Source organism: Candidatus Spongiisocius sp. (assembly GCF_965221825.1).
Classification (GTDB): Bacteria; Actinomycetota; Acidimicrobiia; order Spongiisociales; family Spongiisociaceae; genus Spongiisocius.
Window position 1 is genome coordinate 1,201,898 of record NZ_OZ244917.1, and the last position, 21,993, is coordinate 1,223,890.

The following is a 21,993-nucleotide window of genomic DNA, read 5'->3' on the forward strand; positions in this document are numbered from 1 at the left end:
GAGCGAGAGCGGGTCCGAATAAGCCTCCCCCGCCTTCCGCCTCCGCCCTCCTAGACTTCCTGTCATGCGACCCATCTGGAGCGGCGCCGTATCGTTCGGCCTGGTCACCATTCCCATTCGCCTGTACCCGGCCACCACCAGCCGGCGTCCCAAGTTCCGCCAGCTGCGCCAGCAGGACCACAGCCCGATTCGATATCGCAAGGTCGCCGATGCCGACGGCCGCGAGGTCCCTCGCGAGGAAATCGTGCGCGGGTACGAGTTCGAGAAGGGCCGGTACGTGGTGCTGACCGATGAGGAGATCGCCGCAGCGGCCTACCAGGGTGGCCCCCGCATCGTCGATGTGGCGGCCTTCGTAGACGCGCACCAGATCGACCCCGTCTACTACCGCACCTCCTACTACCTGGAACCAGGACCCACCGGGGAGAAGGCCTATAACCTCCTCCGGACGGCCCTGGCCGAGACGGATAGGGTCGGGATCGCCACAGTGGCCATTAGGTCCCGCCAGCACCTGGCGTCCATCAGGGCTCGGGACGACCTGCTCGTTCTGGAGACCATGTACTGGCCGGACGAGATCCGCGGCGCCGATTTCGGGAATCTCGAAACCGAGGTGGAACCTCGGGAGAACGAACTGGCCATGGCCAAGATGCTGATCGACAACCTCGCCATGGATTTCGAGCCCGACCAGTGGACGGACACCACCCGCGAGAAGATCGAGGAGTTGGTGCGCCAGAAGATCGAAGGCGAGGAAATCGTCGCCTCGGAGACCCCGGAACCGACCCGGGTGGTGGATCTGCTCGAAGCCCTGAAAGCCTCCGTCGAGGCGACCAAGGAGCAGACCGCCCACCGCAAGGCCGGTTGAGGACAAGTGGCCTGTATGTGGAGGTTCGAGTGAGAGCACGTATCGGCATCGCGGACACCGGCCGCGAGATCGAGGTGGAGGTCGGGAGCAGGGACGAGATCGTCAAGCGGCTCGAGTCCGCCTATGGCGACGGTGTTTCGTTCCTCTGGTTCCAGGACGCCAAGGGCCGCGACATAGGAGTCCCGCTGGAGCGCATCGCCTTCGTTGAGCTAGTGGAGTCCCCCGACAAGTCGGTGGGGTTCGGTCGGTAGGAACGGCTACGCCACGGCGTAGCGGGTGGCTGCTCCGTTGCGGTTCAGCTAGGGCGGGTTCACACTATGCGAGTGCGTTTGTTATCGCGGGTCGCGTGGACCGACCAAGATCAACTAGCCGCCCGGCGGCGCTCGGCCATCCAGCGCTTACGGAGCCGACGGCGCTCATCCTCCGCATAACCTCCCCAGACCCCGGCCTCCTGGTTGGTCTGGAGCGCGTACTGCAAGCACTCATCCGCCACCAGGCAGAGCGAGCAGATGCCCTTGGCTTCCTGGATCTGCTCGATGGCCAACCCTGTCGTGCCGATGGGGAAGAAAAGGCTCGGCTCGGAGTCCCGGCATGCCGCTATCTCGCGCCAGTCCGGCTTGGTAATGGTCAACACGGTCTTACACCTTCTAGTCGCGAAGCGTCAGCTCTCGACTCCCCCTCGGTCTCAGGACGGTCTCCGCGCGCAACGCCGAACGCCCGATGTTGGGGTTTCGCCCGCTCGCTTGTGAACTATTTCACAAGGCCGGGCCAAATTAGGAGCCGGCGAGCCGACTTGCCATAGAGAATAAACAGGCCACCGTCCGGCCCGCAAGTGATTTCGTTCACAAACTTTTCGCGGTCTCGATTATCCAGCCGCGATCAAGGGTATTGAAATCCTCGGCATAGCGCGATACGTATACGGCATGAGACCGATACGTACGCTCGTCCAGCTCGCCGCACTGCTCTCCGGGGTGGCCGGCAGCGCCCTGCTGCTCCTCGGCATGAGGGGGTCATCATGGCTGCCCCCACCAAACCGGATCCTCACAGCCGTCCCGGAAGAGGCTATCTACGGTACGGTCTGGCTCGTCGCTGCCGCGATCACGGCCTGGGTCGGCCTTACCACCGTTCTCTCGGTCGCTGCCTACATAACCCGGATCCCGGTCGCGGTAAGAGCCACCCGGTGGATGACGATCGCTCCCATCCGCCATCTGTCAAGGCGCGCCGCAGCGCTGGTGCTCGCAGTCGGGAGCTTGTCGATCTCGGCGCCGGCCGGCGCCGCCCATGCCCCTCCGGTCCCCCATGTGGTCACGGCCGAGCATCCGGGATCCACCATCGACACAGCCGGCGGGGCGATCCTCCCGGACCCATCGATGGGCGCCACCGTACCGATTCCCACGGTGACCGAGTATCCCGACAATGACAGTCCCCTTGCATCGCCTCCGGACACCGGCGGAGTGGTGGTGCCGGTTCCGCACCTCGCCGGCGCCGCGCTCGATGCTGTCGGGGACCGCGGGGAGGCATCGGTGACCTACACCGTGCAACGGGGCGACCACCTGTGGTCCATCACCGCCGGCTATCTGGCCGCACACATGGGCCGGACGGTGAGCGCCGAGGAGGTCGCCCCGCTCTGGAATCAGGTGATCGAAATCAACCGGAACCTGATCGGGTCCGGGGATCCCAACCTCATCTTCCCCGGCGAGAGGATCCTCCTCCCCGACCTCGGCACACGAGCGGGGACGCTCAGGCGGCCATGAAGCTGAGCCTCACGTTCCGGACCGGATTGCCGATGTTGGTGTCCACCAGCACGACGGATTGCCACGTGCCCAGGGTCAGCGCACCGCCCCGGACGGGAATCACCAGGCTGGGCGATATGAAGGCGGGAATGATGTGGTCGGCGCCATGGCCGCGAGCCCCGTGCCGGTGTTCCCAGCGGTAACGGTCATGGGACATGCCCTCCCGCAGGTACTGGAGAAGGTCCCGATCGGACCCGGTACCCACCTCCATGATGGCCAGCCCGGCGGTGGAATGAGGCACGAAAACGGACAGCAGGCCATCGCCACGGCCCTGCAAGAACGTTGCCAGCCGGTAGCCGATATCCACCACGGCCGGTTCGGCGCCGGTCCTCACCTGGAAGATCTCGGTATCGAGAGACATTCAGGTGTTGTCGCCGAGGAAGATGGCCGACACCGAACTGTCCATAAAGATCGCCTGCAACGCCTCCGCGAGCACCGGCGCAATCGACAACCTGGTCAGCTTGTCGAAGTTCCGCGCCTCCTCGCTGATCGGAAGCGTGTCTGTGACCACCACCTCGTCGATCGGAGCTTTCTTCAACCGCCCGAGCGCGGGAGGCGACAGCACGGGGTGGGTCGCCGCGACGTAGACGCTCCGGGCGCCCCGCTCGCGGAGCAGACGGGCCGCATTCTCCACGGTACCGCCGGTGTCGATCATGTCGTCCACGATCACCGCATTGCGACCCCGCACCGCACCAACCACGGTCAGGGCCTTGGACTCGTTGTGGACATCGAACTCGCGTCGCTTGTGGACGAACGCCACATAGGCTCCCAGGTAGCGGGCGTATTTCTCGGCGCGCTTGACGCCTCCGGCGTCGGGCGAGACCACGGTGGTCGGACCGTCCAGGCGTTCCTCGAGATACTTGGTGACGATCGGCAGCGCGGTCAGGTGATCGAACGGCTTGGGGAAGAAACCCTGGACCTGGCCGGTATGCAGGTCGATCGACACGATCCGGTCGGCCCCGGCCGCCAGGAAGAGGTCGCTCATCAGCCGGGCTGAGATGGGCTCACGCGGCAATACCTTCTTGTCGGCCCGGGCATACCCGAAGAACGGCACCACCGCGGTGATACGGTGCGCTGACGCTCTCTTGAGGGCATCGATCAGGATCAACTGCTCCATGATGTGGAAGTTGATCTCCGGGGCGTGGCTCTGTATCACGAAACAGTCAACCCCGCGGACCGACTCCGACGGCCGGGCATACACCTCTGTGTTGGCGAAGCGCGACAGCTGCGCCTTGCCGAGCCTCACACCCAGCTCGTCCGCCACTGCTTCGGCCAGCTCGGGGTTGGCCGAGCCGGTGAACAGCATGAAGCGCTTGCGAGTTACGAGCTCCATGTCCCAGGAGGGTACTGAATAGTGTGCGGTCGGCCCGCCGGCCGGCAATGAAACTCTGGTCGGGGGATCGCGGGCCAACCCGTCCCCGTCATCTTCAGCATCCTCCTACCCGGCCTCGTGACGAGCTTTCCGCCGTTTCGCATATCCGGGAATCTCCCGCTGCGAAGCCCTTTCCACGCCGAGCGCGCCATCCGGAACATCACGGGTGATGGCGGAGCCTGCGCCCGTGTATGCCTCGTCCCCCACCTCGACCGGTGCCACCAGCACGGTGTTGGACCCGATCTGTGCCTTGCTCCCGATGCGGGTGCGGTGCTTGTCGTACCCGTCGTAGTTGGCGGTGATGGTCCCCGCACCCACGTTGGCCTCCTCGCCGATCTCGGCATCCCCGACATACGAGAGGTGAGGAACCTTGGCGCGGGCGCCGACCACGGAATTCTTGACCTCCACGAAGGTACCTGCCTTGGCACCGTCGCCCAACTCCGCGCCGGGCCTCAGCGAGGCGTAGGGGCCGATCTCGGCATCCATCCCCACCGAGGCGCCCCTGAGCACCGAATACCAGATCTTCGCGCCGGGGCCGATCCGGCTATCTCTGATGAAGCAGTCGGGTCCGAGCTCGGCCCCTCCCGCCACCGACGTCGATCCTTCCAGGTGTACCCCCGGACGTATCCGCACTCCCGCCTCGAGGCGAACCGAGGCGTCGATATAAACCCGGGCGGCGTCCTGCATCCAGACCCCATCCCGCATCCAGGCCCTGTTGATGCGGCGCCGGAAGATATCCGCGACATGGGCAAGCTGATCCTGGGTGTTGACTCCGGACAACTCCTCGGCATCGGTCCGGTAGGCACTGATCCCGTAACCCTCAGCCCCGAGAATGGCCACCATGTCCGGCAGGTAGTACTCGCGCTGGACATTGTCGCGCTCCACGCGGGCCAGGGCTTCCCCGACCAAGGATCCGTCGAACATATAGACGCCGCCGTTGATCTCGCTGATCTCCCGTTCGCGGGTGGTGGTGTCGGCATGCTCCACGATCCTCTCCACCCGGCCCCAGCCGTCCCGGACCACCCGCCCGTAACCGGTTGGATCCTCCATGTTGGCGGTCACGCAGGTAACGGCCGCGCCGGTCCGCCGATGGAGCTTCGCCATCTCGCTCAGCGTGCCGCTCGTGATAAGCGGTGTGTCGGCGGGCACCACCAGTACATGGTCGTCGGCCCCCAACGGGATGGCATCGAGCGCGTATTGCAAGGCGTGTGCGGTACCCAGCTGTCTGGGCTGCACCACCGGTGTCGCCCCGTCGGGCAGCATCGCCACCACCTGGTCGGCATCCGGCTTGACCACCACCACAGTCTGGACCGGGTCCAAGGAAGCGGTGGCATTGATGACCCAGTCGATCATCGGCCGCCCCGCCACCGGATGGATCACCTTGGGGAGGATCGACTTCATCCGGGAGCCCTCGCCGGCCCCCAGCACCACCGCCCTTATGGACACGTCGCCACTCCTCTGTTGGGCTGGGGGGACAGGAGTCGAACCCGTACTAGCGGGACCAAAACCCGCTGTGCTGCCATTTACACTACCCCCCACCGCGTCGGGGCTCCCGGCACCGGCACTTCCGGCGGACAGGTGCGACGTCTGCAATTCTAGTGGTCCGACCGGCGGCGCCCCATCCGGTGCGCTCTCTGCGGCCTGGTTCACTCTCCTGGGAAGGCCGTAGTCCTTGCGTCATCCATCCTCGACCAGGTGGGCCCCCCGGGCCTGGGGCAGGGCCACGAAGGCGTCTCTGGCTTCCTCGGGGACCAGCTCCAGTCCCTCGTCGGCCTCGGCCTGATCGGAAAAGAAGGCATAGAGGGAGGGCCCGCTCCCCGACATGAGCACCGGACGGTCCCAACGACTCTCGAGCTCGACCCTCCAGTCGTCCAGATCCGGCTCGATCGAAGTGGCCGCCGGGTAGAGATCGTTGACCAGCGGGCCGTAGCGCCGGATGCCGGGAGGAATGGCCGCCCCGCTCACGGCCCGGCCGCCCGGCTCGCCTATGTGATCCCAGGCCGAGTACACCCGAGCAGTTTCGAGCATGAAAGGTGGTACGGCAACCAGTAGGGCGAAGTCGCCATCCCGATCCAACGGGTCGCCGAGCTGCTCTCCGTAACCCCCGATCCACCTGAGGCCGCCCCGCAGGCAGAAGCTCACGTCGGCGCCTATCTCCGCCGCCGGTACTGCAAGGTGAGCCCGGTCCCGGCCCGTCAAGCTTCCGTATAGAAGCAGGGCAGCCGCCGCGTCAGAGCTCCCCCCCGCCAGACCGGCCGCCACCGGAATTCGCTTCCACAGCTCGAACCTCACCGGTGGACGGTCCCTCTGGCCACTCCGGAGGGCGGATACCGCCTTCCACACCAGGTTCTGATCACCGGTCGGAAGGTCGGCCCCGTGGACCTCCAGCTGATCCGATCCGGCCGGCGCCATGTCCAGGACGTCGTTCCGGCCGATAGAGAGGGTGAGCCCCCGAACGGGATGGAGCCCCGAAGCGTCCATGCGCTGCACGTGGAGGGAAAGGTTGACTTTGGCGGGCGCCAGAGCTCTACGAGTGGGCATCACTGGTGTGGATGTGGAATGGCGGATGCTATGGATAGGTAGGCGCCGTGGTCCAGTTCCTCGGCCCGCATGGTGGGATCGATCCCGGTACTCGCGAGGATCTCCTCCGCGGGAGCCGGGAGCACGCCGCGCAGCGAGGAGCGGACCATCTTGCGCCGTTTCCGGAAAGCTGCGGCAGCAACCCGGACCGCCAGCCTACGCAGAGGCTCGGGCGGGGCGACCCGCCGGATCGACACTGCGGCTGAGTCCACCTTGGGCACCGGCAGGAATACCTGGGGAGGCAGGCGGAACTCCAGCCGGGCCTGGCCGTACAGGGCGGTTATCACGCTGGGCAGGCCATATGCCTTGGATCCGGGACCGGCGGTGAGCCTCTCGGCGACCTCTCGCTGGGCCACCACCACGCACCTGCCCAGACCGGCCGCCTTCTGCAAGAGATCCAGGAGGATCGACGTACCCACCTGGTAGGGGAGGTTGGACACCAGCACCCAGTCGGTTCCGGCGCCGAACTCCCTCATGTCCAGCCGGGATGCGTCCTGGAAGCGCAGGTCCACATCGAGACCTGCCAAGCCCTCTTCCAGGACCGGCCGGAGCCGCTCGTCGATCTCGTAGGCCGTCACCGCGAATCCTGCTTCTGCAAGGGCCTGCGTGATGGTTCCGGTGCCGGGTCCGATCTCCAGCGCCTTTGATCGCGCCGGATCACCGGCCAGGTCCACCATCTTGGCCACCAGGTTGCGATCGGCGAGAAAGTGCTGTCCCAGCCCCCGGCGAGGGGTTACCGCGTGCCGCCGCAACAGAGCTTCGATCTCGGAACGCGTCTGGCTCACAGGCCGAAGACACCGATGGCGCGCTCGCTGGTCAGCCGGGCGACCTCCGCTGCTTCGAGACCCCATACCCGCGCCAGGGCTTCTCCTGTCAAGTTGACGTAGCGAGGCTCATTCGGGCCGCGCCGATGGGGTTCCGGGGCCAGGTAGGGCGAGTCGGTCTCGACCACCACCCGTTCGGGAGGGATGACGGCCGCGCCCCGCCGGATCGTATCGCCGGTCTTGTAGGTGACCGGTCCGGCGAACGAGAAGGTGACATCCATCTCGAGGAACCGCTTGGACCACTTCGGCCCACCGGTCCAGCAATGAAGCACCACCCACGGACCGGCCCCGTGCTGTTCGAGTACCTCGTAGACCTGCAGAAAAGCGTCCCGACAATGGACGATCAGCGGCTTGGCCATCTCCAATGCCAGCCTGTGATGCTCCAGGAAGCTCTCTAGCTGGGCCTCGGCAGGCGATAGGTTGCGGTAGAAGTCCAGGCCGGTCTCGCCGATGGCTACCGCTCCATCCATGAGCGGTAGCAGCCCGTCCCGTTCGGTGCTCCAGCGATCGGCTTCGTGCGGGTGCAACCCGGCTGCGTAGAAGGCCCGCCCGGGCGCCCCCAAGGCAATCTCCCGGGCAGCGATGCTGGAGGCCACATCCACGCCGGGCACCACCACGTATCGCACATGTCCGGCCCGGTTGAGGAGGATGGCAGGGTCACGGGTATCCATCTGGAGATGGCAGTGCGTGTCAACCCATTCGACCATGGCCCGAGGGTAGCGACGGCCCCGGAGGTAGCCGGATACCCCTGGAACCTGAGGAACAGAACACCACCAGCGGTGCCAGGAACCTGAGGAACAGAACACCACCAGCGGTGCGGTGAGCCTCAGGAACAGGGCGCCACCAGCGGTGCGGAGAACCTCAGGAACAGGGCGTCATAGGCGGTGCCCTCTGCTCAAAGTTCGTCAAGCCGCGAAAACCGGCGCTCCGCACCGGGTCCCCTCCCCCGCCGCCACCCATCCTGTTGGAGCGTGGTCGGCCATGCCCGGCTGGATGCCGGGGATCGGCCGTCGCTCCATGAAGTCTTGTATGTTCCCCTGGACCCGGCCGCTCCGATCGGGCTTTCTCTTCGGCCGGTGTAGGTGCTTGGCGGTAGACAACGTATAGCAAGGGTGTGACACTTTCAACCCCCTTCTTCAAGAACGCGAAAAGTTCTTCCTTCACGGATACGAGACGGGCCTGGAGCGGGCGCGATGGAGTCCGATCGTTCCCGATCCGCCCCATGCCGAGCGGTATCACTCCTGGCGGAGTACCGCCTCGTAGAGAGTCCGCCGGGACATCCCCAGCCCGTCAGCCACCCGACGAACCGCTTCCGACATGGGCTCCCCGGCTTCGATCCGGGTGTTGATCTCGCCGACCGCCCCATCGATGGGGATGACCCGGCCGGGGCTTCCCTGAACCACCAGCGTGAACTCCCCGCGGGGCCGCCTGCGGCTCCACTCCGCGGCCGCCTCTCCGAGAGTTCCCGACCACACCTCTTCGTGCGCCTTGGTCAGTTCCCGGGAGATTGTGATGAGCCGGTCGTCGCCCAACGCTGCGGCGAGGGCGGACAGGTCCTGCGCCACCCGGGCCGTAGCGGAGAACAGCACGGCGGTACGGACCTCGGTCACCAGCGTGGCCAGGCGTTCGGACCGCTCCTTGCCCTTGCGTGGCAGGAACCCTTCGAACACGAACCGTTCGGACGGGAGCCCGGAAACGGCGAGCGCGGCCACCACCGCGCTCGGGCCCGGGATGATCGACACCTCGGCCCCCACCCGGCGGGCGATTCGGACCGCGGAGAGGCCGGGGTCTGCCACTGCCGGAGTACCGGCGTCCGAGATCAGTGCCACCGACGCGCCCTCTTCAAGGAGTTGCTCCAGCCGGCCGGACCTGCCGGCCTCGTTGCCGGCGTGGTAGGACTCGGGGCGGGTTTCGACTCCCAGGTGGTCCAGCAGGACCCGGGCCCGGCGGGTGTCCTCCGACAGGATGACATCAGCCTCAGCCAATGCCTCCGCCAGCCTCGGAGAAGCGTCGCCGAGATGGCCGATCGGCGTGGCGCACAGGACCAGCCTGCCGGTCATGGACAGCTCCTCATGCGAGGTTGACCCCGAGCTGGGCGGCGATCTGGCGCCCCACCTCCGTGTCGGAGGCGACCACCCAGGTGATCACACCCACATCCCAGGAGAGCATGGCATAGTCGGCGCCTTGCCACTCGGTGGCGGTGTCCACCACCCTGGAAGCGCCCACATCCATCCCCGTGCTGATCAGGTGCCGGACAGCGGCGTTCACTTCCGACTCGTCCGCGAACGTGTCGGCCGCCAGCCGGACTGCGAAAGCCAGCTTCCCGGAAGCCGGCGCCCACAGCATCTGGTACCGGTCCCCGCCCCATCCCTCGGCGGCTCGCGCGGCGTTGACCGGGTCGCCGTGATGAGCCAGCAGACCGCGCCAGCGCAGCTCGCCCCACGTCCCTTCATCGACCACTTCGTAGCCGCTCACCACCAGCCCGAACGGATCCAACTCCGCCGCGGGCTCAAGGGACCGGTAGCGATCCGGGTGGAGAACCTGCTCGGTGGTCACGGGCGGAAGGTCGAGGGCCTGATCGAGGGCAGTGAAGCCCCCCTGCCGGTACAGGTCGATGACCAGGGCCGCACCGGCCCGAGTGGGGAAGCGAGCCGTTTCCACCAGGAGCCGAGGAGCCTCCTCGGCAAAGATTCCGGAACCTTCCCCCGAGCCGTCACTTTCCGCGGCCCGGCGCGCCTGGTCGGCGACGAGCGCGCGCCGCTCCGGCGATAAAGACTCGATATACAACGTCTGGACCAGGATCGCCTCGCCTTCCAGCAGGGCACGGTGAGCGGCCAGACGATCAACGTCGCTCCCGTCCGCGGCGACAAGGGCCTCCACGAGGGACGGATGGTGCTGGTGGGACAAGGCCTTGGTCAGTTCTCCGACCAGTACCAGGCTCTGGTAATCATCCATCGGGAACAGCTGTTCAGGGATCAGCACCTCCTTCTCGACCGGGTCGTAGAAGGGACTGGGCGGCGCGTTCTCGTGCCGCGCGTAGGAGGCCGCCAGGTCGGTGCCGGGAGATGCCATTCCCAGCAACTCGAAGAAGGCGGACAGATGGTCCATCCCGCCGATGCCGCCGCCGGCCGCTGCCAGGTGCCGGACCGGGTACTCCTCGGCGGTGATGATCCCCACCCACGGTCGCTCCTCGAACGACCGGCCCCTGAGAGCCTCGACGGTGGCGACCAATCCTTCGACATGAGCAACCTGATCTGCGGGGATCTCCCACGGGACCGGTGTGGTGGTGGTCGTGGTGGGGACCGTGGTGGTGGTCGTGGGGGGTGGGGGCGGGCTGGTCGAGGTGGTGGTCGCCGGGGGAAGGGTGCTCGTCGAGGACGTGCTGTCCTCCTCGATCGGCGGTGCGGGTTGGTCGTCAGCGGAGCACGCCGCGACACCCAGCAGGAGCGCCATCCACGCACCAGCGATCGCGATCGTGCGGGGCGCGGCTCCGGTCCTCATACCGGTCGGGAGGGTAGTGGTCGATCCGCCCCGAATCCTCGGCCGACGGTCCGGCGACCCCTACGGACCGGTGTCCGCCCCGACGACCTGCTCGCGAGCGGCGGCCCGACAGGAGCGACCGGGATGAGAGCGCTTCAGTTGTCCGGGACGTCGTAGGTCTGGGCGGTAAGGGCGCCGTCGACGATCAGATTCACTCCGCTGACGTACTTGGCGGCGTCAGATGCCAGATAGAGAAACGCCTCGGCGATGTCCACGTCGTCGGCCAGCCGGTTGGCAGGCACGACCGGAAAGCCCTCCCGCCGCCACTTGTCCATCAGATCCTCCCCCACCAGGTCGACCGACTGCTGGGTGTCGGCCGGGCCGGGGCTGACGCAGTTCGCTCTGATCCCGTACCCGGCGCACTCCACCGCGATGGCCCTGGCCAGGGAAACCAGCCCGGACTTCGACACGCAGTAGGCGGTGAAGCCACGCCCGTGGCCGAGCGAGACGATCGAAGCGGTGAACAGGATCGCCCCCCCTCCGGTGTCCCGCATGGCCCTGGCCGCCTCCCGCGCCAGCACGAAGTAGGCGTCGAGGTTGACCGCCATGATCCGCCGCCATTCCTCGGTCGACATGTCTATGAACTGCGAGTCCGCCCACGTGGCGGCGTTGGACACCATCACGTCGAGCTTGGGATCGACCGCCAGTGCCTGCGCCACGGCATCCACGCAATTGTCCATGTCCGCCATGTCCAGACAGATCTTGTGCGGCACCGCCCCGTGGGCCTCGATGGACGGGGCCGTCGCGTCCAGACGTTCCTGGTTGTAGTCCACCAGGTAGACATGGTGGGCGCCTTCTTCGGCAAACCGTAGGGCCGTGCGCCGCCCGAACCCGCTGCCCGCGCCGGTGACGAAGACGTTCTTGCCCTCAAACCTTCTCACGAGCCCTTCTCCCATGTCGAGGCCAACCCGGGGCCCCGGTCGGGCGGGGGCACGATGACATGCTCCTTCACCACCCAGAAGGTACCCGAGGTCTTGGCGTAGCGGCCGACGTCCTCCCAGGCGGCGGCAGCCTGCTCGGTCGCCGAGGCCCGGTCCCAGGCCGCCTCATCGTCATACCACTGCTCCACGAATGCTTCGGTCTCCAACTCGCCACCGAGCTTGCTCACCACTTCGGACACCACGTAACCGCGCAGTCCCGGAAGCTGGGCAGAGATCGGAGCGTGGACATCGAACCAGTAGTCGAAGAACTCCTCCTTTGTGAAATCGTCCCGCTTGTAGGCCGTCCCGATGAGTTTGATCACCCCGCACCTCCTGGCTAACGGTTACTCGCAGCCGAATCTATCAAAGCATCCGCACCGGGGTGCGGCACCGGCGGTGTTAATGATGATTGACACCGTCCGGCGGCCCTACCCCGATAGGATCGGCGTCCGGAGCCCGCCGGCGCCCGGGAGCGGACAGGAGAGCGTCCGGCGGTCAACATCGGACGCGGGCGGCGGATCGGAGATGTCGAGAATGAGGAGACGGGCGCTAGGCCAGATCATCCTGGGGCTGGTGATCATCGCGGTTCTGGTATTCGTCGTCGTCAACCGGGATGCGGATGACGACCTCGAGTCCGCCACGACAATCGCACCCACCGCCGCAACCACCGGGACGGCCGGGACCACCTCCTCCGAGGCCACGACCACCACCGCTGCGACCGCGGCAACCCCCACCACGGCATCACCCACCACGGCCACATCCACGACTACCGCTGCACCGGTGGAGACGACCGCGACCACCACCGCCACGACCGCCGCGGCGACGACAACCACCCTTACCGATACGGCGAGTCCGGAATACGCCAACGGACTGGCCGAGGCGCGCGTTACCCTGGCGCTCCTGGTCGAGGAGATGGAGGCGACCAACCGGGTCTTCGACAACCGCTACTCGACCGGACCGGACTTCCGGATGACCTCCGATGCCATCTCCGCCTTCATCGCCGGTGTCCGGGCTCTGGCCGACCAAGCCGCGGCTATGGCGGTCCCGCCCGCCCTGGCCGACCTTCATAAGGGATCGGACGGCCCGATCGAACAGGCCGCCCGACTGGTCCCCCTGGCCGAGGCGGTCCTGGCCGGCCTCCGGCTCCCCTACCCCGAGGACGGTACGGCCCGCAGGACGGCAGTAGCCGGCTACAGCGCCGCCTCCGAGGGGTTCAACACCGCGATCGACGATCTGATCGACCGGGTGCGGGACGATGCCGAGAACCTGGGAGTCGCCACCACAGAACCGGACTCGGACGGGTTGGCGGAGGATGCGGATCTGTATCTCGAAGGACTGCCGGGCCTGGCCGGTACAGCCACCCGGCTCGTCGGCGACCTGAACGACGCCAACCAGGCGTGGGAGGATCAGCGGGCCATCGGGGCTTCCTACCGCCAGACCGAGGGCGTCCTCCTCGACATCCTCGACCGGACCCGAACACTCGAGGCTACGGTCCGGAATCTGACTCCTCCTGACGACCTGGCCGGTCTTCACAGCGGACCTGGGGGACCGGTCGAGCTGGCCGGCGATCTGGCTGCACTGGCCGAAGAAGTACTGGCGGGCCTTCGCATCCCCGAACCGGATGACGGCGCCGACCGCCGGACGGCTGTGGCCGGGTACGCCGCGGCTGCCGCCCGGTTCGACGCCATCGCCGACCGGCTGATCAGCCAGAGCCGTTAGCCTCGCCAAGCCGCCGTCGACACCCGATCCCCGGCCCCTCCGTGGGGCCAGCGGTCTAGTATCTCTTACTGTCCATTCACCCGGTATCCCGGCCGGCCCACCGGCCTGAAACTGGCCCGTGGTGGGCGTTCGCGGTCGTCCAAAGGAGCGGGAATGGTTGATACGGATCACGCGGTGGTAGTCGGGGCGGCTCGGACCGCCATCGGAACGTACGGGGGTTCGCTTGCCAAGGTCGACTCCTACAAGCTCGGCGCCATAACGATCAAGGAGTCGCTGAGTCGGGCGGGCGTCGAAGCCGACGAGGTGGACGAGGTAGTCATGGGCCAGATCGGCCAGGTGGGTCCGGACGCCTACAACGCCCGGCGGTGCGCCCTCGAGGCAGGGCTTCCGTCGTCGACCACGGCCATGAACGTCAACCGGCTCTGCTCGTCGGGCCTGCAGGCGATCGTCACCGGCGCCCAGCAGATAATGCTGGGGGATGCCGACATCGTGGTGGCCGGGGGCAACGAGAACATGAGCAGCCAGCCATTCCTCGACTACCAGGCCCGCGACGGCTGGAGGCTGGGACCCCGGAAGTCCATCGACGGCACCCTGTCCCTGGTAACCGATCCCTTCGGCGGATATCCGATGGGTACCACTGCCGAGCGGGTGGCCGAGCGCTACGACGTCAGCCGGAGCGCGCAGGATCGGTTCGCCGCCGAGAGCCAGTACCGGGCCGCCGTCGCCATCAAGGAGGGTCTGTTCGAAGACCAGATCGTCGGGGTCGACCTCCCCAAAGACGACCCGTTCCTCGTCGACGAGCACCCGAGGCCGAACACTACGGAAGAGAGCCTCGGCCGGCTCCGACCGGTGTTCGTCAAGGACGGAACGGTCACGGCCGGCAACTCTTCGGGCATCAACGACGGCGCTGCCTCGGTGGTCCTCATGAGCGAGAAGGTGGCCCGGGCCCGGGGCGCCGAACCGCGTCTGCGCCTGCTGGCGTGGGCGGTGAGCGGCATCGACCCGGAGGTGATGGGCTACGCCCCGGCACTCGCCGTCCCCAAGGTGCTCGACAAGGCGGGCCTCACCCTCGAAGACATCGACCTGATCGAACTCAACGAGGCGTTCGCGGCCCAAGCCGTGGCCGTCATACGAGATGCGGGACTGGACCCGGAGAAGACCAACGTCTCAGGAGGGGCCATAGCGCTGGGCCACCCGGTCGGGGCAACCGGGACGATCCTGGCCATCAAGCTCATGCACACCCTGGAGCGGACCGGCGGCCGGCGCGGCATCGTGACGATGTGCATCGGCGGCGGCCAGGGCATGGCGGCGATCTTCGAGCGCCCTTGACCGTCTCCGACGGCATGTACACCGGCGACATCGCCGGTGTCACCGGGATGCTGGCCGGCCAGGCTTACCTGGCCGACCGGGGGCTCTCGACCGCCATCTACCTCTCCCTCACCCTGCCGCAGCCGCTCCTGCTGGAGGGCGAGGCGGGTGTCGGCAAGACGGAGGTGGCGAAAGCCCTGGCAGGCGGGCTGGGCGTCGATCTCGTCCGGCTCCAGTGCTACGAGGGCATCGACGCCAACCAGGCGCTCTACGAGTGGGACTACCCGCGCCAGCTGCTCTACCTGAGGCAGGCCGCCGAGGCGCGGACCGACAGCTCCGGGCCGGACGAGCTCTTCGCCGAGCGCTTCCTGGTAGAGCGGCCCCTTCTGAAGGCGATCAGGAGCGGCGCCGGTTGCGTGCTGCTCATCGATGAGATCGACCGGGCCGACGACGAGTTCGAAGCCTTCCTCCTGGAGATCCTGTCCGAGTTCCAGATCACCATTCCCGAGATCGGTACCGTGCATGCCCCGCGCCCTCCCGCCGTCGTCATCACCTCCAACCGGACCCGCGAGCTCCATGACGCGCTCAAGCGCCGCTGCCTGTATCACTGGATCGATTTCCCGAGCCTGGAGCGGGAAGTGGACATCGTGGCAGCCCGCGCCCCGGAAGTGCCGGCGCGCCTCGCCCGGAGCACGAGCCGGGTGGTGTCGAGGCTGCGGGGCCTGGAACTCGTCAAGCAGCCGGGCGTGGCCGAAACCATCAACTGGGCCCGGGCGCTGAACCAGCTCGGCGAGGATGGAGTGACCGCACAGAACCTCGACCTCAGCCTGGGGTCGGTCATCAAGGACCACGACGACCTGGCCACGGTCCGTGGCCGGGCAGCCGAGATACTGGATGGGACCTGAGCCCGGACCGGCCACGGAGCTGGTCCGTTTCGGACGGTTGCTCCGGACCCACGGCGTCAACGTCGGCGCGGGACAGGTGCTGTCGTACACGCGGGCCGTAGCGGACCTGGATCCGGCCGGCATCGACGACCTTTATTGGGCCGGACGCATAACCCTCGTCAACCGGCACCCCGATCTCGCCGCCTACAACGCCGCCTTCGACGCCTTCTTCGTAGGTTCGGAAGGCGACTCACCGTCCCCCATGCTGCCGCTGGCCACGGCGGACGGCGACGGCGGGGAGCCCGCATCGGTGTCCTTCGGAACCGAACAGCACGAGCTGGAGATCCTGGAGGCGGGTGACGAGGAACTCCCGGCCGCGGGAGGACCGAGAGCGTCGAGCGCCGAGATACTTCGCGCCAAGCACTTCGACCGCTGGACCGAGGAGGAGTTCCGCCAGCTGGCGCGCCTCCTCCCCGATCTCCGCCTTCCCCGCAAGCTGAGCCGCCGCACCCGCCCTTCGGCGAGAGGCCCGCGGATCGACCTGCGCCGGAGCGTGCGCCGCTCGCTCCGCAACGGAGGCGACCTGTTCGATCTCCGCCGGCGGCTCCGGGTCGACCGGCCAAGACCGATCGTCCTGATCGTCGACGTCTCCGGTTCCATGGCCGGCTTCTCTCGCGCCCTAGTCCAGTTCTCCTACGGGATGAGCCGCGCCTCCCAGCGGGTGGAGGTGTTCTGCTTCGGGACCCGGCTCACCCGCCTCACCAGAGCGATGCGGGTCCGGGATGCCGACGCCGCCATGGACGAAGCGACCGATCTAGTGGTGGACTGGGACGGGGGAACCAGGATCGGCGAGTCGCTCGCCGCCTACGTGGCGAGGTGGGGCAAGTACCGCTTCAACCGGGGAGCGGTGGTGATCATCTGCTCGGACGGCCTGGAGCGCGGCGAGCCCGACCGGCTGGCCTGGGCCATGCAGCGCCTGTCACGCCAGGCACACCGCGTCATCTGGGTCAACCCGCTCGCAGGCGACCCGAACTTCCAGCCGCTGGCCCGCGGCCTCGTGGCCGCGTTGCCCTACGTCGACGATTTGATCGCCGGACACAACATCGAGGGATTGGAAGACCTGGCCAGAGCACTCGCAGGCTGGGCGGCCTAGCTCGGTCCGCGGGAACCAGATCTCACGGGAAAGGACCAGCCCGACGTAGCATGAACGAGCCTCTCCAAGCAAAACCCGGCCAACCCGTCAGCCGTCTGTCCAACCCGATCCGAGGGTGTCTTGTCGACGCGCCCCAGTTCGGTGTCGTAGAGGCGATCCGGGTGCAACAGCCGGTCTTGCTCCGGACGGGCGTGGCGCCGACGGGTGCCCGCCGTCGTCGGAGTCGCGCCCTGTTCAGAACGAGCGTCGCTGCGGGGGTGATCGTGGCGGCCACCTTGCTGGCTGGTTGTGCCGAATCGGTCGAGCGGGTAGCGGTCGACACGCCGGCTGAGACGCCCTTGTCAATCCCACCGCTGCTCGAGCCGAGGGTCGAGGATGGTCTTGCGCATTACGACCTCAGGATCGGAACATCACGCCACGATTATCAAACGGCGACCCTGACCGACACCTACTCCTACAACGGTATGTCCGTGCTCGGTCCCACACTCCGTCTCAAGACCGGCGACTCGGTGGTTATCAGCGTGACCAACGAATTGGACCAGACCACGACCACACACTGGCATGGCGCCGACGTCCCGGCCGAGGACGACGGCGGGCCCCACAGTCCGATCGAACCCGGCACAACCTGGGTGGCCGATTTCGACGTGATCCAGCCGGCAGCCACCCTCTGGTATCACCCCCATCCTCACGGGTCCACAGCAGAGCACGTCTTTCGCGGCGCGGCCGGAATGATCATTATCGATGACGACAATCCTGCGGCCGCGACGTTGCCCGCTACCTACGGCTTCGACGATATTCCCGTCATCATCCAGGACCGGGAATTCACCGGCGACGGCCAACTGGACTTCGCCATCGACCCCGGCGGGAGGGGCAACCTAGATGGCACGCTGACGGTGAACGGCACGATCAACCCGTTCGTCGAGGTGCCCACGGGGCTGGTTCGGCTCCGGCTGCTCAACGCCAGCCAAGCCCGGACGTACGAACTCAGCGTCGGAGGGGCCACGATGACCAAGATCGCCTCCGACGGAGGGTACCTGGCCGGTCCTGTGGTGCTAGACCGGCTCATGCTCGCTCCCGGCGACCGGACTGAGATCATCGTCGACGTCGGTGTATCTCCCGCCACCCTGGTCGACGACACCTTCGGCCGGGTACTCGAACTCCGCCCGAACGGATCAGCGTCGAGGGCCGGTCCGCTTCCGGACGAGCTCGCGACCATAGATCGAATCTCCGAGTCGGAGATCGCGGTCGACCGGAGCTTCCACATGGAGAAGATAGGCGACGGTTGGGGCATCAACGGAGTGCAGATGGACATGAGCCGGATCGACGAGACGGTACAACTCGGCGATACCGAGCGCTGGACCATCACTGCCGACACCGGCATGCACGTGTTCCACATTCACCAGACCCGGTTCCTAATACTGGCGATCAACGGCGAACCCCCGCCGCCCGAGGAAGCTGGTTGGGAGGACTCCGTGTTCGTGGATCCCGGACGCGACGTCGTCATTGCCGCCCGATTCAACACCTACGCCGATACCAACACGCCGTACATGTACCACTGCCACATGCTCGATCACGAGGACCTCGGCATGATGGGACAGTTTCTCGTGGTCGGGTAACTCTGTCCTGGCCCGGCTGCTACCCACCCTGCGGCTGCCGCAGAAGCGCATCCGGCGCACCCGCCCCTCACCGAGAGGCCCCGGGATCGACCTCCGGCGCAGCGTCCGTCACTCCCTGCGCTACGGGGGTGACCTGGTCCACCTCCGCCGGCGCGGGCGGATGGAGCGGCCCCGGCCCATCGTGCTGATAGTCGACGTCTCGGGGTCCATGGCCGGGGTCACGACTACGCAGGAAAGCTGGACGCCCCAAGCGGCGGATTCAACTCTATAGCCGCAGGCAACCACCATTCGTGTGGTATACGCGCGGACGGCACTGCTGTCTGCTGGGGTCTCAACGACTCCTCTCAGTCTGACGCGCCTTCCGGGACGTTCTCTGCCATCGCCGCTGGCGGAGGCTTCTCCTGTGCGATCCGAACTACCGGTACCGTCGCCTGCTGGGGGTACAGCTCGGGGGGTCGCACGAGTGCGCCTTCTGGCGACTTCAAAGCCATAGCGAGCGGGGACTCTCATCCCTGTGCGATCCGAACTGACAATACGGTCGCTTGTTGGGGAGCGCAGTCGGGCCGAACGTACGACAACTCGGACATACCCGCTGGTGAGTTCATCGCCGTAACCGCGGGCGAGGATTACTCATGTGGAATACGTACCGATCGCACCGCGGAATGCTGGGGCAGCAACTGGCAACGGCGATCGGATCCGCCAACTGGGGAGTTCATAGTGATAGACGCCGGCATGGAGCACGCATGCGGGATAAGCATCGAAGGCACTGCTGAATGCTGGGGCAGCAACCGGCATGGGCAATTGGGCGTACCAAAATGACTCGGTCAGCCGCTCCGGACAGACAGAGGCTCCGTCCGGCCGGTTCACTACGATCGCCGTCGGTCCACGTCGTTCGTGTGGGATCAACAATCGACCGCTGTCTCATCTGTTGGCCTGACCATCCCGAAGTATCAACTGGCCGGTTCACTGCGGTCGCTGGTGGCTTGAGTCACTGGTGTGCGATACGGATCGACGGGAGCATCACATGCTGGGGTGATAACGACCGCGGTCAGGCCATCCCGCCGCGTACTTTCCCACGCTAATGAGCGACCGAACTGCCGGGGAGCGTTTATCTGACGACTCTGAGTTCGTACTGCGGAGAATCCCCCATGCAACTGTGCGTGACGACAGCCTCGAGTACGTGCAGCCGGATAACGAAGTGTCCGTGGCAATCAGCCGTATGGTGGCCTGCGAGTACTCCCAGATGCCCGTACGTGATGAATCCAGGAACCAGTCCGATGGGCACGCGCGACTCCACGGTGTGGTCACCTGGCAGTCCATCACGCGCGCCCTTCTCTCAGGCGCTGGCGACCAGTTGCCTGTGTGCAGAGATGCCTGCGACCCACCCGGGAGGTTTCGGCAGTTCTCTGCCGAAACATCGGTTGTCGACGAGCAGTCGGTTCACGGCAGCGAACCGGACGGGCTCGATGCGGCTGCCCAATCCGGAGGTCCAGAAGGTGGGTGGTGGCATCCAGGGCTCTTCTCCGCTGTTGAGGGGTGCGGGCTCCGGCACGTCCTGAGGATCCGCGCCGTTGAGCCAGGCGAAGATGAGGGGTACTTCGGACCAGAACTGATCGAAGTCCGGTAAAGCTCGCAATTGGTGTGCAAGCATGTTGTCCCACTCACTGCGCAAATCCTCGAACATCGGAGACGTGCGAAGGCTTCGGCAGACGGGATGGGAACATTCTTTGCCTCGCACTTCTTCTCACCTTCCGTACCAGTGCAGCGTGCTTGCGGAAGTCAGGCCGGCGGAAGAGATTGACGATGTCGTAGAGATCTCGGGGGCGGCAGCGTGCTTCCCATCGCGCGCAGCTTCTCGGCGAAGACTTCCTCGAAGCCGTAGCAGCGCACCTGAGCCGGTGCGGGCAGAACGTCGGGGTAGTCGTGGCTGATCGGTCTCATGACCGGGGGCCGCACTACGGTTTCGTCTTTGGTGAGGTCAAGCTTGATCCGGGCCGGACCGGGTGCGCCGCGCGGCCCTCGGTAATACACCCGTCCCTCCGATGAACGCCCACTAGGTCGCTTGCGGCAACGCGGCAGCTCGGCCGAGAAGTCGATTCCTCACTCCTGCCCCACTCGATCGATGACGCGTCTAATCGCCTCCAAGACCTCATCCGGCTCGATCAGGCCGTTCTCAAGCACAGTGAAGTCGAGATCCTCTGAGAATCGGTACGTGTCGATGTAGCACTTCTTCAGACACGTACCGCCCTTGAACACCCATGTCGTGCTCAGTTGTGGATCAGTACTGATGCCCCAGAGCAGCCAACCAAGGACGTAGTCCTTCTCCACCACCTCCTCGCGCAGGCCCCACGCCCGGACACGTTCATTCAGATCGACCCTCCCGATCATCTAAGCAACCAGGTCCTCGGAGGCGAGTTGCACCACGTTTACCCGCAGGTTCCAGCGGGAGACGATCCGCCCGCCGGCGGGTCGGTCCGGCTCGATTCTGCTGATGCCTGCGGTGATTCGAGAGCGGCAGGCTTCGACAAAGTCAGCGTCGGCCATCCCTTTCCGCTCCACGAGATAGCCGAGACGCTTGAACACCGTACCCCGGCCGAGCCGGTCGCCGTACTCGAGCAACCCGGCGGGATCGACGTGTTCGCTCCCGAAGTACGCCTCCAGGACTTCGGACGCGTGTAGCGCTCCGCCGCCCGACGCGGGAACGTCGAGAACGTCGATGACCGTGCGATGTGGGTCCGACACGTTGACCGGCACCTGGCCCCGCCACACGCGTCGCGTTCCGAACAAGGTCCGCTCGGGAACGGTTCGGATGATGAAGTGAGTCCCCTGAACGGTCTGACTACGTGGGCGGATCGTCCTGCCGGCAACCACATAGATCGTGCGGAAGATCTGATCGGTGAAGCCCCAATGCTCCGCGGCGCTCCAACCCCCCACATAACCCGGAGCGAACAGCGTCGCCGCCAGAACCCAGGGATCCTCGCGCCACTCTCTGGGCTCGGACGCTTCGATCGGTACCACGATGTACCAACCTCTGCGTACGCGGGCGAGCCATCCGCCGTCCGCCAACCCGGCGAGCAGGCGACGAGCACGTCCTGTGTCGATCCCGAGCACGGATGCGGCCTGTGAGGCATCGAACGGACCTGGAAACGCCCGACCGAGCGCCGCAAGCGCCCGCCGATTCAGTCCACTGATACCGGAAGGTATGCTCGCCGAATGTGCTGGCGCGCGGAGCGCATCTTCCCCGGTGTCCGGCGTGGTCACTCTCTTGACCCCATAGCGGAAGTATATTATACGGTAGGTTCACCCACTCTCACAGGCTGAACCAGCCCTGTAGTATAACAGTCGCCATGTCGGGTGCTTGCGCCTCCGTGACCGAACGCACCCGGGTGCGCGTTTGGGCGGCTTGGTGAGCGAGGCTGGCCTAG

General features: G+C 66.4%; 24 protein-coding genes, 1 tRNA gene and 1 pseudogene. 11 read left to right on the plus strand and 15 right to left on the minus strand.

Going from position 1 to position 21,993, the window contains the following annotated elements:
* Positions 1 to 64 precede the first annotated feature (64 nt).
* Positions 65 to 859: a Ku protein gene (locus ACOQPD_RS05615; protein WP_420613925.1), complete on the plus strand. Its 795-nt coding sequence runs from the start codon at positions 65 to 67 to the stop codon at positions 857 to 859.
* Between the two features lie 29 nt (positions 860 to 888).
* Positions 889 to 1,110 carry a DUF3107 domain-containing protein gene (locus tag ACOQPD_RS05620; RefSeq protein WP_420613926.1) on the plus strand — a complete coding sequence of 74 codons (222 nt, stop codon included), beginning with the start codon at positions 889 to 891 and terminating at the stop codon, positions 1,108 to 1,110.
* Positions 1,111 to 1,220: 110 nt separating this feature from the next.
* Here ACOQPD_RS05620 and ACOQPD_RS05625 read toward each other — a convergent pair whose 3' ends face one another.
* Positions 1,221 to 1,484 (minus strand): WhiB family transcriptional regulator, encoded by a 264-nt coding sequence (locus tag ACOQPD_RS05625; RefSeq protein ID WP_420614350.1) that lies wholly within the window; start codon positions 1,482 to 1,484, stop codon positions 1,221 to 1,223.
* 298 nt (positions 1,485 to 1,782) lie between these two features.
* Between ACOQPD_RS05625 and ACOQPD_RS05630 the strand changes: the two genes are divergently transcribed.
* Entirely contained in the window at positions 1,783 to 2,613 is an 831-nt protein-coding gene (locus ACOQPD_RS05630; protein ID WP_420613927.1) for a LysM peptidoglycan-binding domain-containing protein, read from the plus strand.
* On the opposite strand, the gene ACOQPD_RS05635 is transcribed toward ACOQPD_RS05630, so the two are convergent.
* From ACOQPD_RS05635 to ACOQPD_RS05685, 11 genes are all read right to left on the minus strand, one after another.
* Positions 2,600 to 3,013, minus strand: a complete 414-nt coding sequence (locus ACOQPD_RS05635) for a YjbQ family protein (protein WP_420613928.1) — start codon at positions 3,011 to 3,013, stop codon at positions 2,600 to 2,602. The two genes, ACOQPD_RS05630 and ACOQPD_RS05635, sit on opposite strands and share 14 nt — an antisense overlap.
* Entirely contained in the window at positions 3,014 to 3,985 is a 972-nt protein-coding gene (locus tag ACOQPD_RS05640) for a ribose-phosphate diphosphokinase (RefSeq protein ID WP_420613929.1), read from the minus strand.
* A gap of 105 nt (positions 3,986 to 4,090) precedes the next feature.
* On the minus strand, positions 4,091 to 5,470 hold the full coding sequence (gene glmU / locus ACOQPD_RS05645; protein ID WP_420613930.1) for a bifunctional UDP-N-acetylglucosamine diphosphorylase/glucosamine-1-phosphate N-acetyltransferase GlmU: 1,380 nt from the start codon (positions 5,468 to 5,470) through the stop codon (positions 4,091 to 4,093).
* A 20-nt stretch (positions 5,471 to 5,490) separates the two neighbouring features.
* A tRNA-Gln gene (locus ACOQPD_RS05650) sits at positions 5,491 to 5,562 on the minus strand.
* 139 nt (positions 5,563 to 5,701) lie between these two features.
* A complete protein-coding gene (locus ACOQPD_RS05655) occupies positions 5,702 to 6,565 on the minus strand; it encodes a 4-(cytidine 5'-diphospho)-2-C-methyl-D-erythritol kinase (protein ID WP_420613931.1) in 864 nt (287 codons plus the stop codon).
* Positions 6,565 to 7,389 (minus strand): 16S rRNA (adenine(1518)-N(6)/adenine(1519)-N(6))-dimethyltransferase RsmA, encoded by an 825-nt coding sequence (gene rsmA / locus ACOQPD_RS05660; RefSeq protein WP_420613932.1) that lies wholly within the window; start codon positions 7,387 to 7,389, stop codon positions 6,565 to 6,567. The genes ACOQPD_RS05655 and rsmA overlap by 1 nt, the downstream gene beginning before the upstream one ends.
* Positions 7,386 to 8,135 (minus strand): TatD family hydrolase, encoded by a 750-nt coding sequence (locus ACOQPD_RS05665; RefSeq protein ID WP_420613933.1) that lies wholly within the window; start codon positions 8,133 to 8,135, stop codon positions 7,386 to 7,388. The genes rsmA and ACOQPD_RS05665 overlap by 4 nt, the downstream gene beginning before the upstream one ends.
* A 528-nt stretch (positions 8,136 to 8,663) precedes the next feature.
* Positions 8,664 to 9,488 (minus strand): 16S rRNA (cytidine(1402)-2'-O)-methyltransferase, encoded by an 825-nt coding sequence (rsmI, locus tag ACOQPD_RS05670; protein WP_420613934.1) that lies wholly within the window; start codon positions 9,486 to 9,488, stop codon positions 8,664 to 8,666.
* A gap of 10 nt (positions 9,489 to 9,498) precedes the next feature.
* Entirely contained in the window at positions 9,499 to 10,929 is a 1,431-nt protein-coding gene (locus tag ACOQPD_RS05675) for a hypothetical protein (protein WP_420613935.1), read from the minus strand.
* Positions 10,930 to 11,063: 134 nt separating this feature from the next.
* Positions 11,064 to 11,849, minus strand: coding sequence for an SDR family NAD(P)-dependent oxidoreductase (locus ACOQPD_RS05680; RefSeq protein ID WP_420613936.1), 786 nt, complete (start codon positions 11,847 to 11,849; stop codon positions 11,064 to 11,066).
* Entirely contained in the window at positions 11,846 to 12,211 is a 366-nt protein-coding gene (locus ACOQPD_RS05685; RefSeq protein ID WP_420613937.1) for an EthD family reductase, read from the minus strand. The genes ACOQPD_RS05680 and ACOQPD_RS05685 overlap by 4 nt, the downstream gene beginning before the upstream one ends.
* A 211-nt stretch (positions 12,212 to 12,422) precedes the next feature.
* Between ACOQPD_RS05685 and ACOQPD_RS05690 the strand changes: the two genes are divergently transcribed.
* From ACOQPD_RS05690 to ACOQPD_RS05725, 8 genes are all read left to right on the plus strand, one after another.
* Positions 12,423 to 13,607, plus strand: a complete 1,185-nt coding sequence (locus tag ACOQPD_RS05690; protein WP_420613938.1) for a hypothetical protein — start codon at positions 12,423 to 12,425, stop codon at positions 13,605 to 13,607.
* Positions 13,608 to 13,760: 153 nt separating this feature from the next.
* On the plus strand, positions 13,761 to 14,936 hold the full coding sequence (locus ACOQPD_RS05695) for a thiolase family protein (protein WP_420613939.1): 1,176 nt from the start codon (positions 13,761 to 13,763) through the stop codon (positions 14,934 to 14,936).
* On the plus strand, positions 14,933 to 15,820 hold the full coding sequence (locus tag ACOQPD_RS05700; protein ID WP_420613940.1) for an AAA family ATPase: 888 nt from the start codon (positions 14,933 to 14,935) through the stop codon (positions 15,818 to 15,820). Before ACOQPD_RS05695 ends, ACOQPD_RS05700 begins: the two co-directional genes overlap by 4 nt.
* Positions 15,810 to 16,952: a vWA domain-containing protein gene (locus tag ACOQPD_RS05705; protein WP_420613941.1), complete on the plus strand. Its 1,143-nt coding sequence runs from the start codon at positions 15,810 to 15,812 to the stop codon at positions 16,950 to 16,952. The genes ACOQPD_RS05700 and ACOQPD_RS05705 overlap by 11 nt, the downstream gene beginning before the upstream one ends.
* Before the next feature lie 161 nt (positions 16,953 to 17,113).
* A complete protein-coding gene (locus ACOQPD_RS05710) occupies positions 17,114 to 18,568 on the plus strand; it encodes a multicopper oxidase family protein (RefSeq protein WP_420613942.1) in 1,455 nt (484 codons plus the stop codon).
* Between the two features lie 16 nt (positions 18,569 to 18,584).
* Entirely contained in the window at positions 18,585 to 18,839 is a 255-nt protein-coding gene (locus ACOQPD_RS05715) for a VWA domain-containing protein (protein WP_420614351.1), read from the plus strand.
* Entirely contained in the window at positions 18,836 to 19,387 is a 552-nt protein-coding gene (locus ACOQPD_RS05720; protein ID WP_420614352.1) for an RCC1 domain-containing protein, read from the plus strand. The genes ACOQPD_RS05715 and ACOQPD_RS05720 overlap by 4 nt, the downstream gene beginning before the upstream one ends.
* Complete coding sequence (locus ACOQPD_RS05725) at positions 19,384 to 19,650, plus strand: hypothetical protein (protein ID WP_420613943.1); 267 nt, start codon at positions 19,384 to 19,386, stop codon at positions 19,648 to 19,650. Before ACOQPD_RS05720 ends, ACOQPD_RS05725 begins: the two co-directional genes overlap by 4 nt.
* Before the next feature lie 254 nt (positions 19,651 to 19,904).
* Here ACOQPD_RS05725 and ACOQPD_RS05730 read toward each other — a convergent pair whose 3' ends face one another.
* From ACOQPD_RS05730 to ACOQPD_RS05740, 3 genes and pseudogenes are all read right to left on the minus strand, one after another.
* Positions 19,905 to 20,252 carry a hypothetical protein gene (locus ACOQPD_RS05730; RefSeq protein ID WP_420613944.1) on the minus strand — a complete coding sequence of 116 codons (348 nt, stop codon included), beginning with the start codon at positions 20,250 to 20,252 and terminating at the stop codon, positions 19,905 to 19,907.
* Between the two features lie 95 nt (positions 20,253 to 20,347).
* A pseudogene (locus tag ACOQPD_RS05735) lies at positions 20,348 to 20,956 on the minus strand (nucleotidyl transferase AbiEii/AbiGii toxin family protein).
* A complete protein-coding gene (locus ACOQPD_RS05740; protein ID WP_420613945.1) occupies positions 20,957 to 21,679 on the minus strand; it encodes a type IV toxin-antitoxin system AbiEi family antitoxin domain-containing protein in 723 nt (240 codons plus the stop codon).
* Between the last annotated feature and the right edge of the window lie 314 nt (positions 21,680 to 21,993).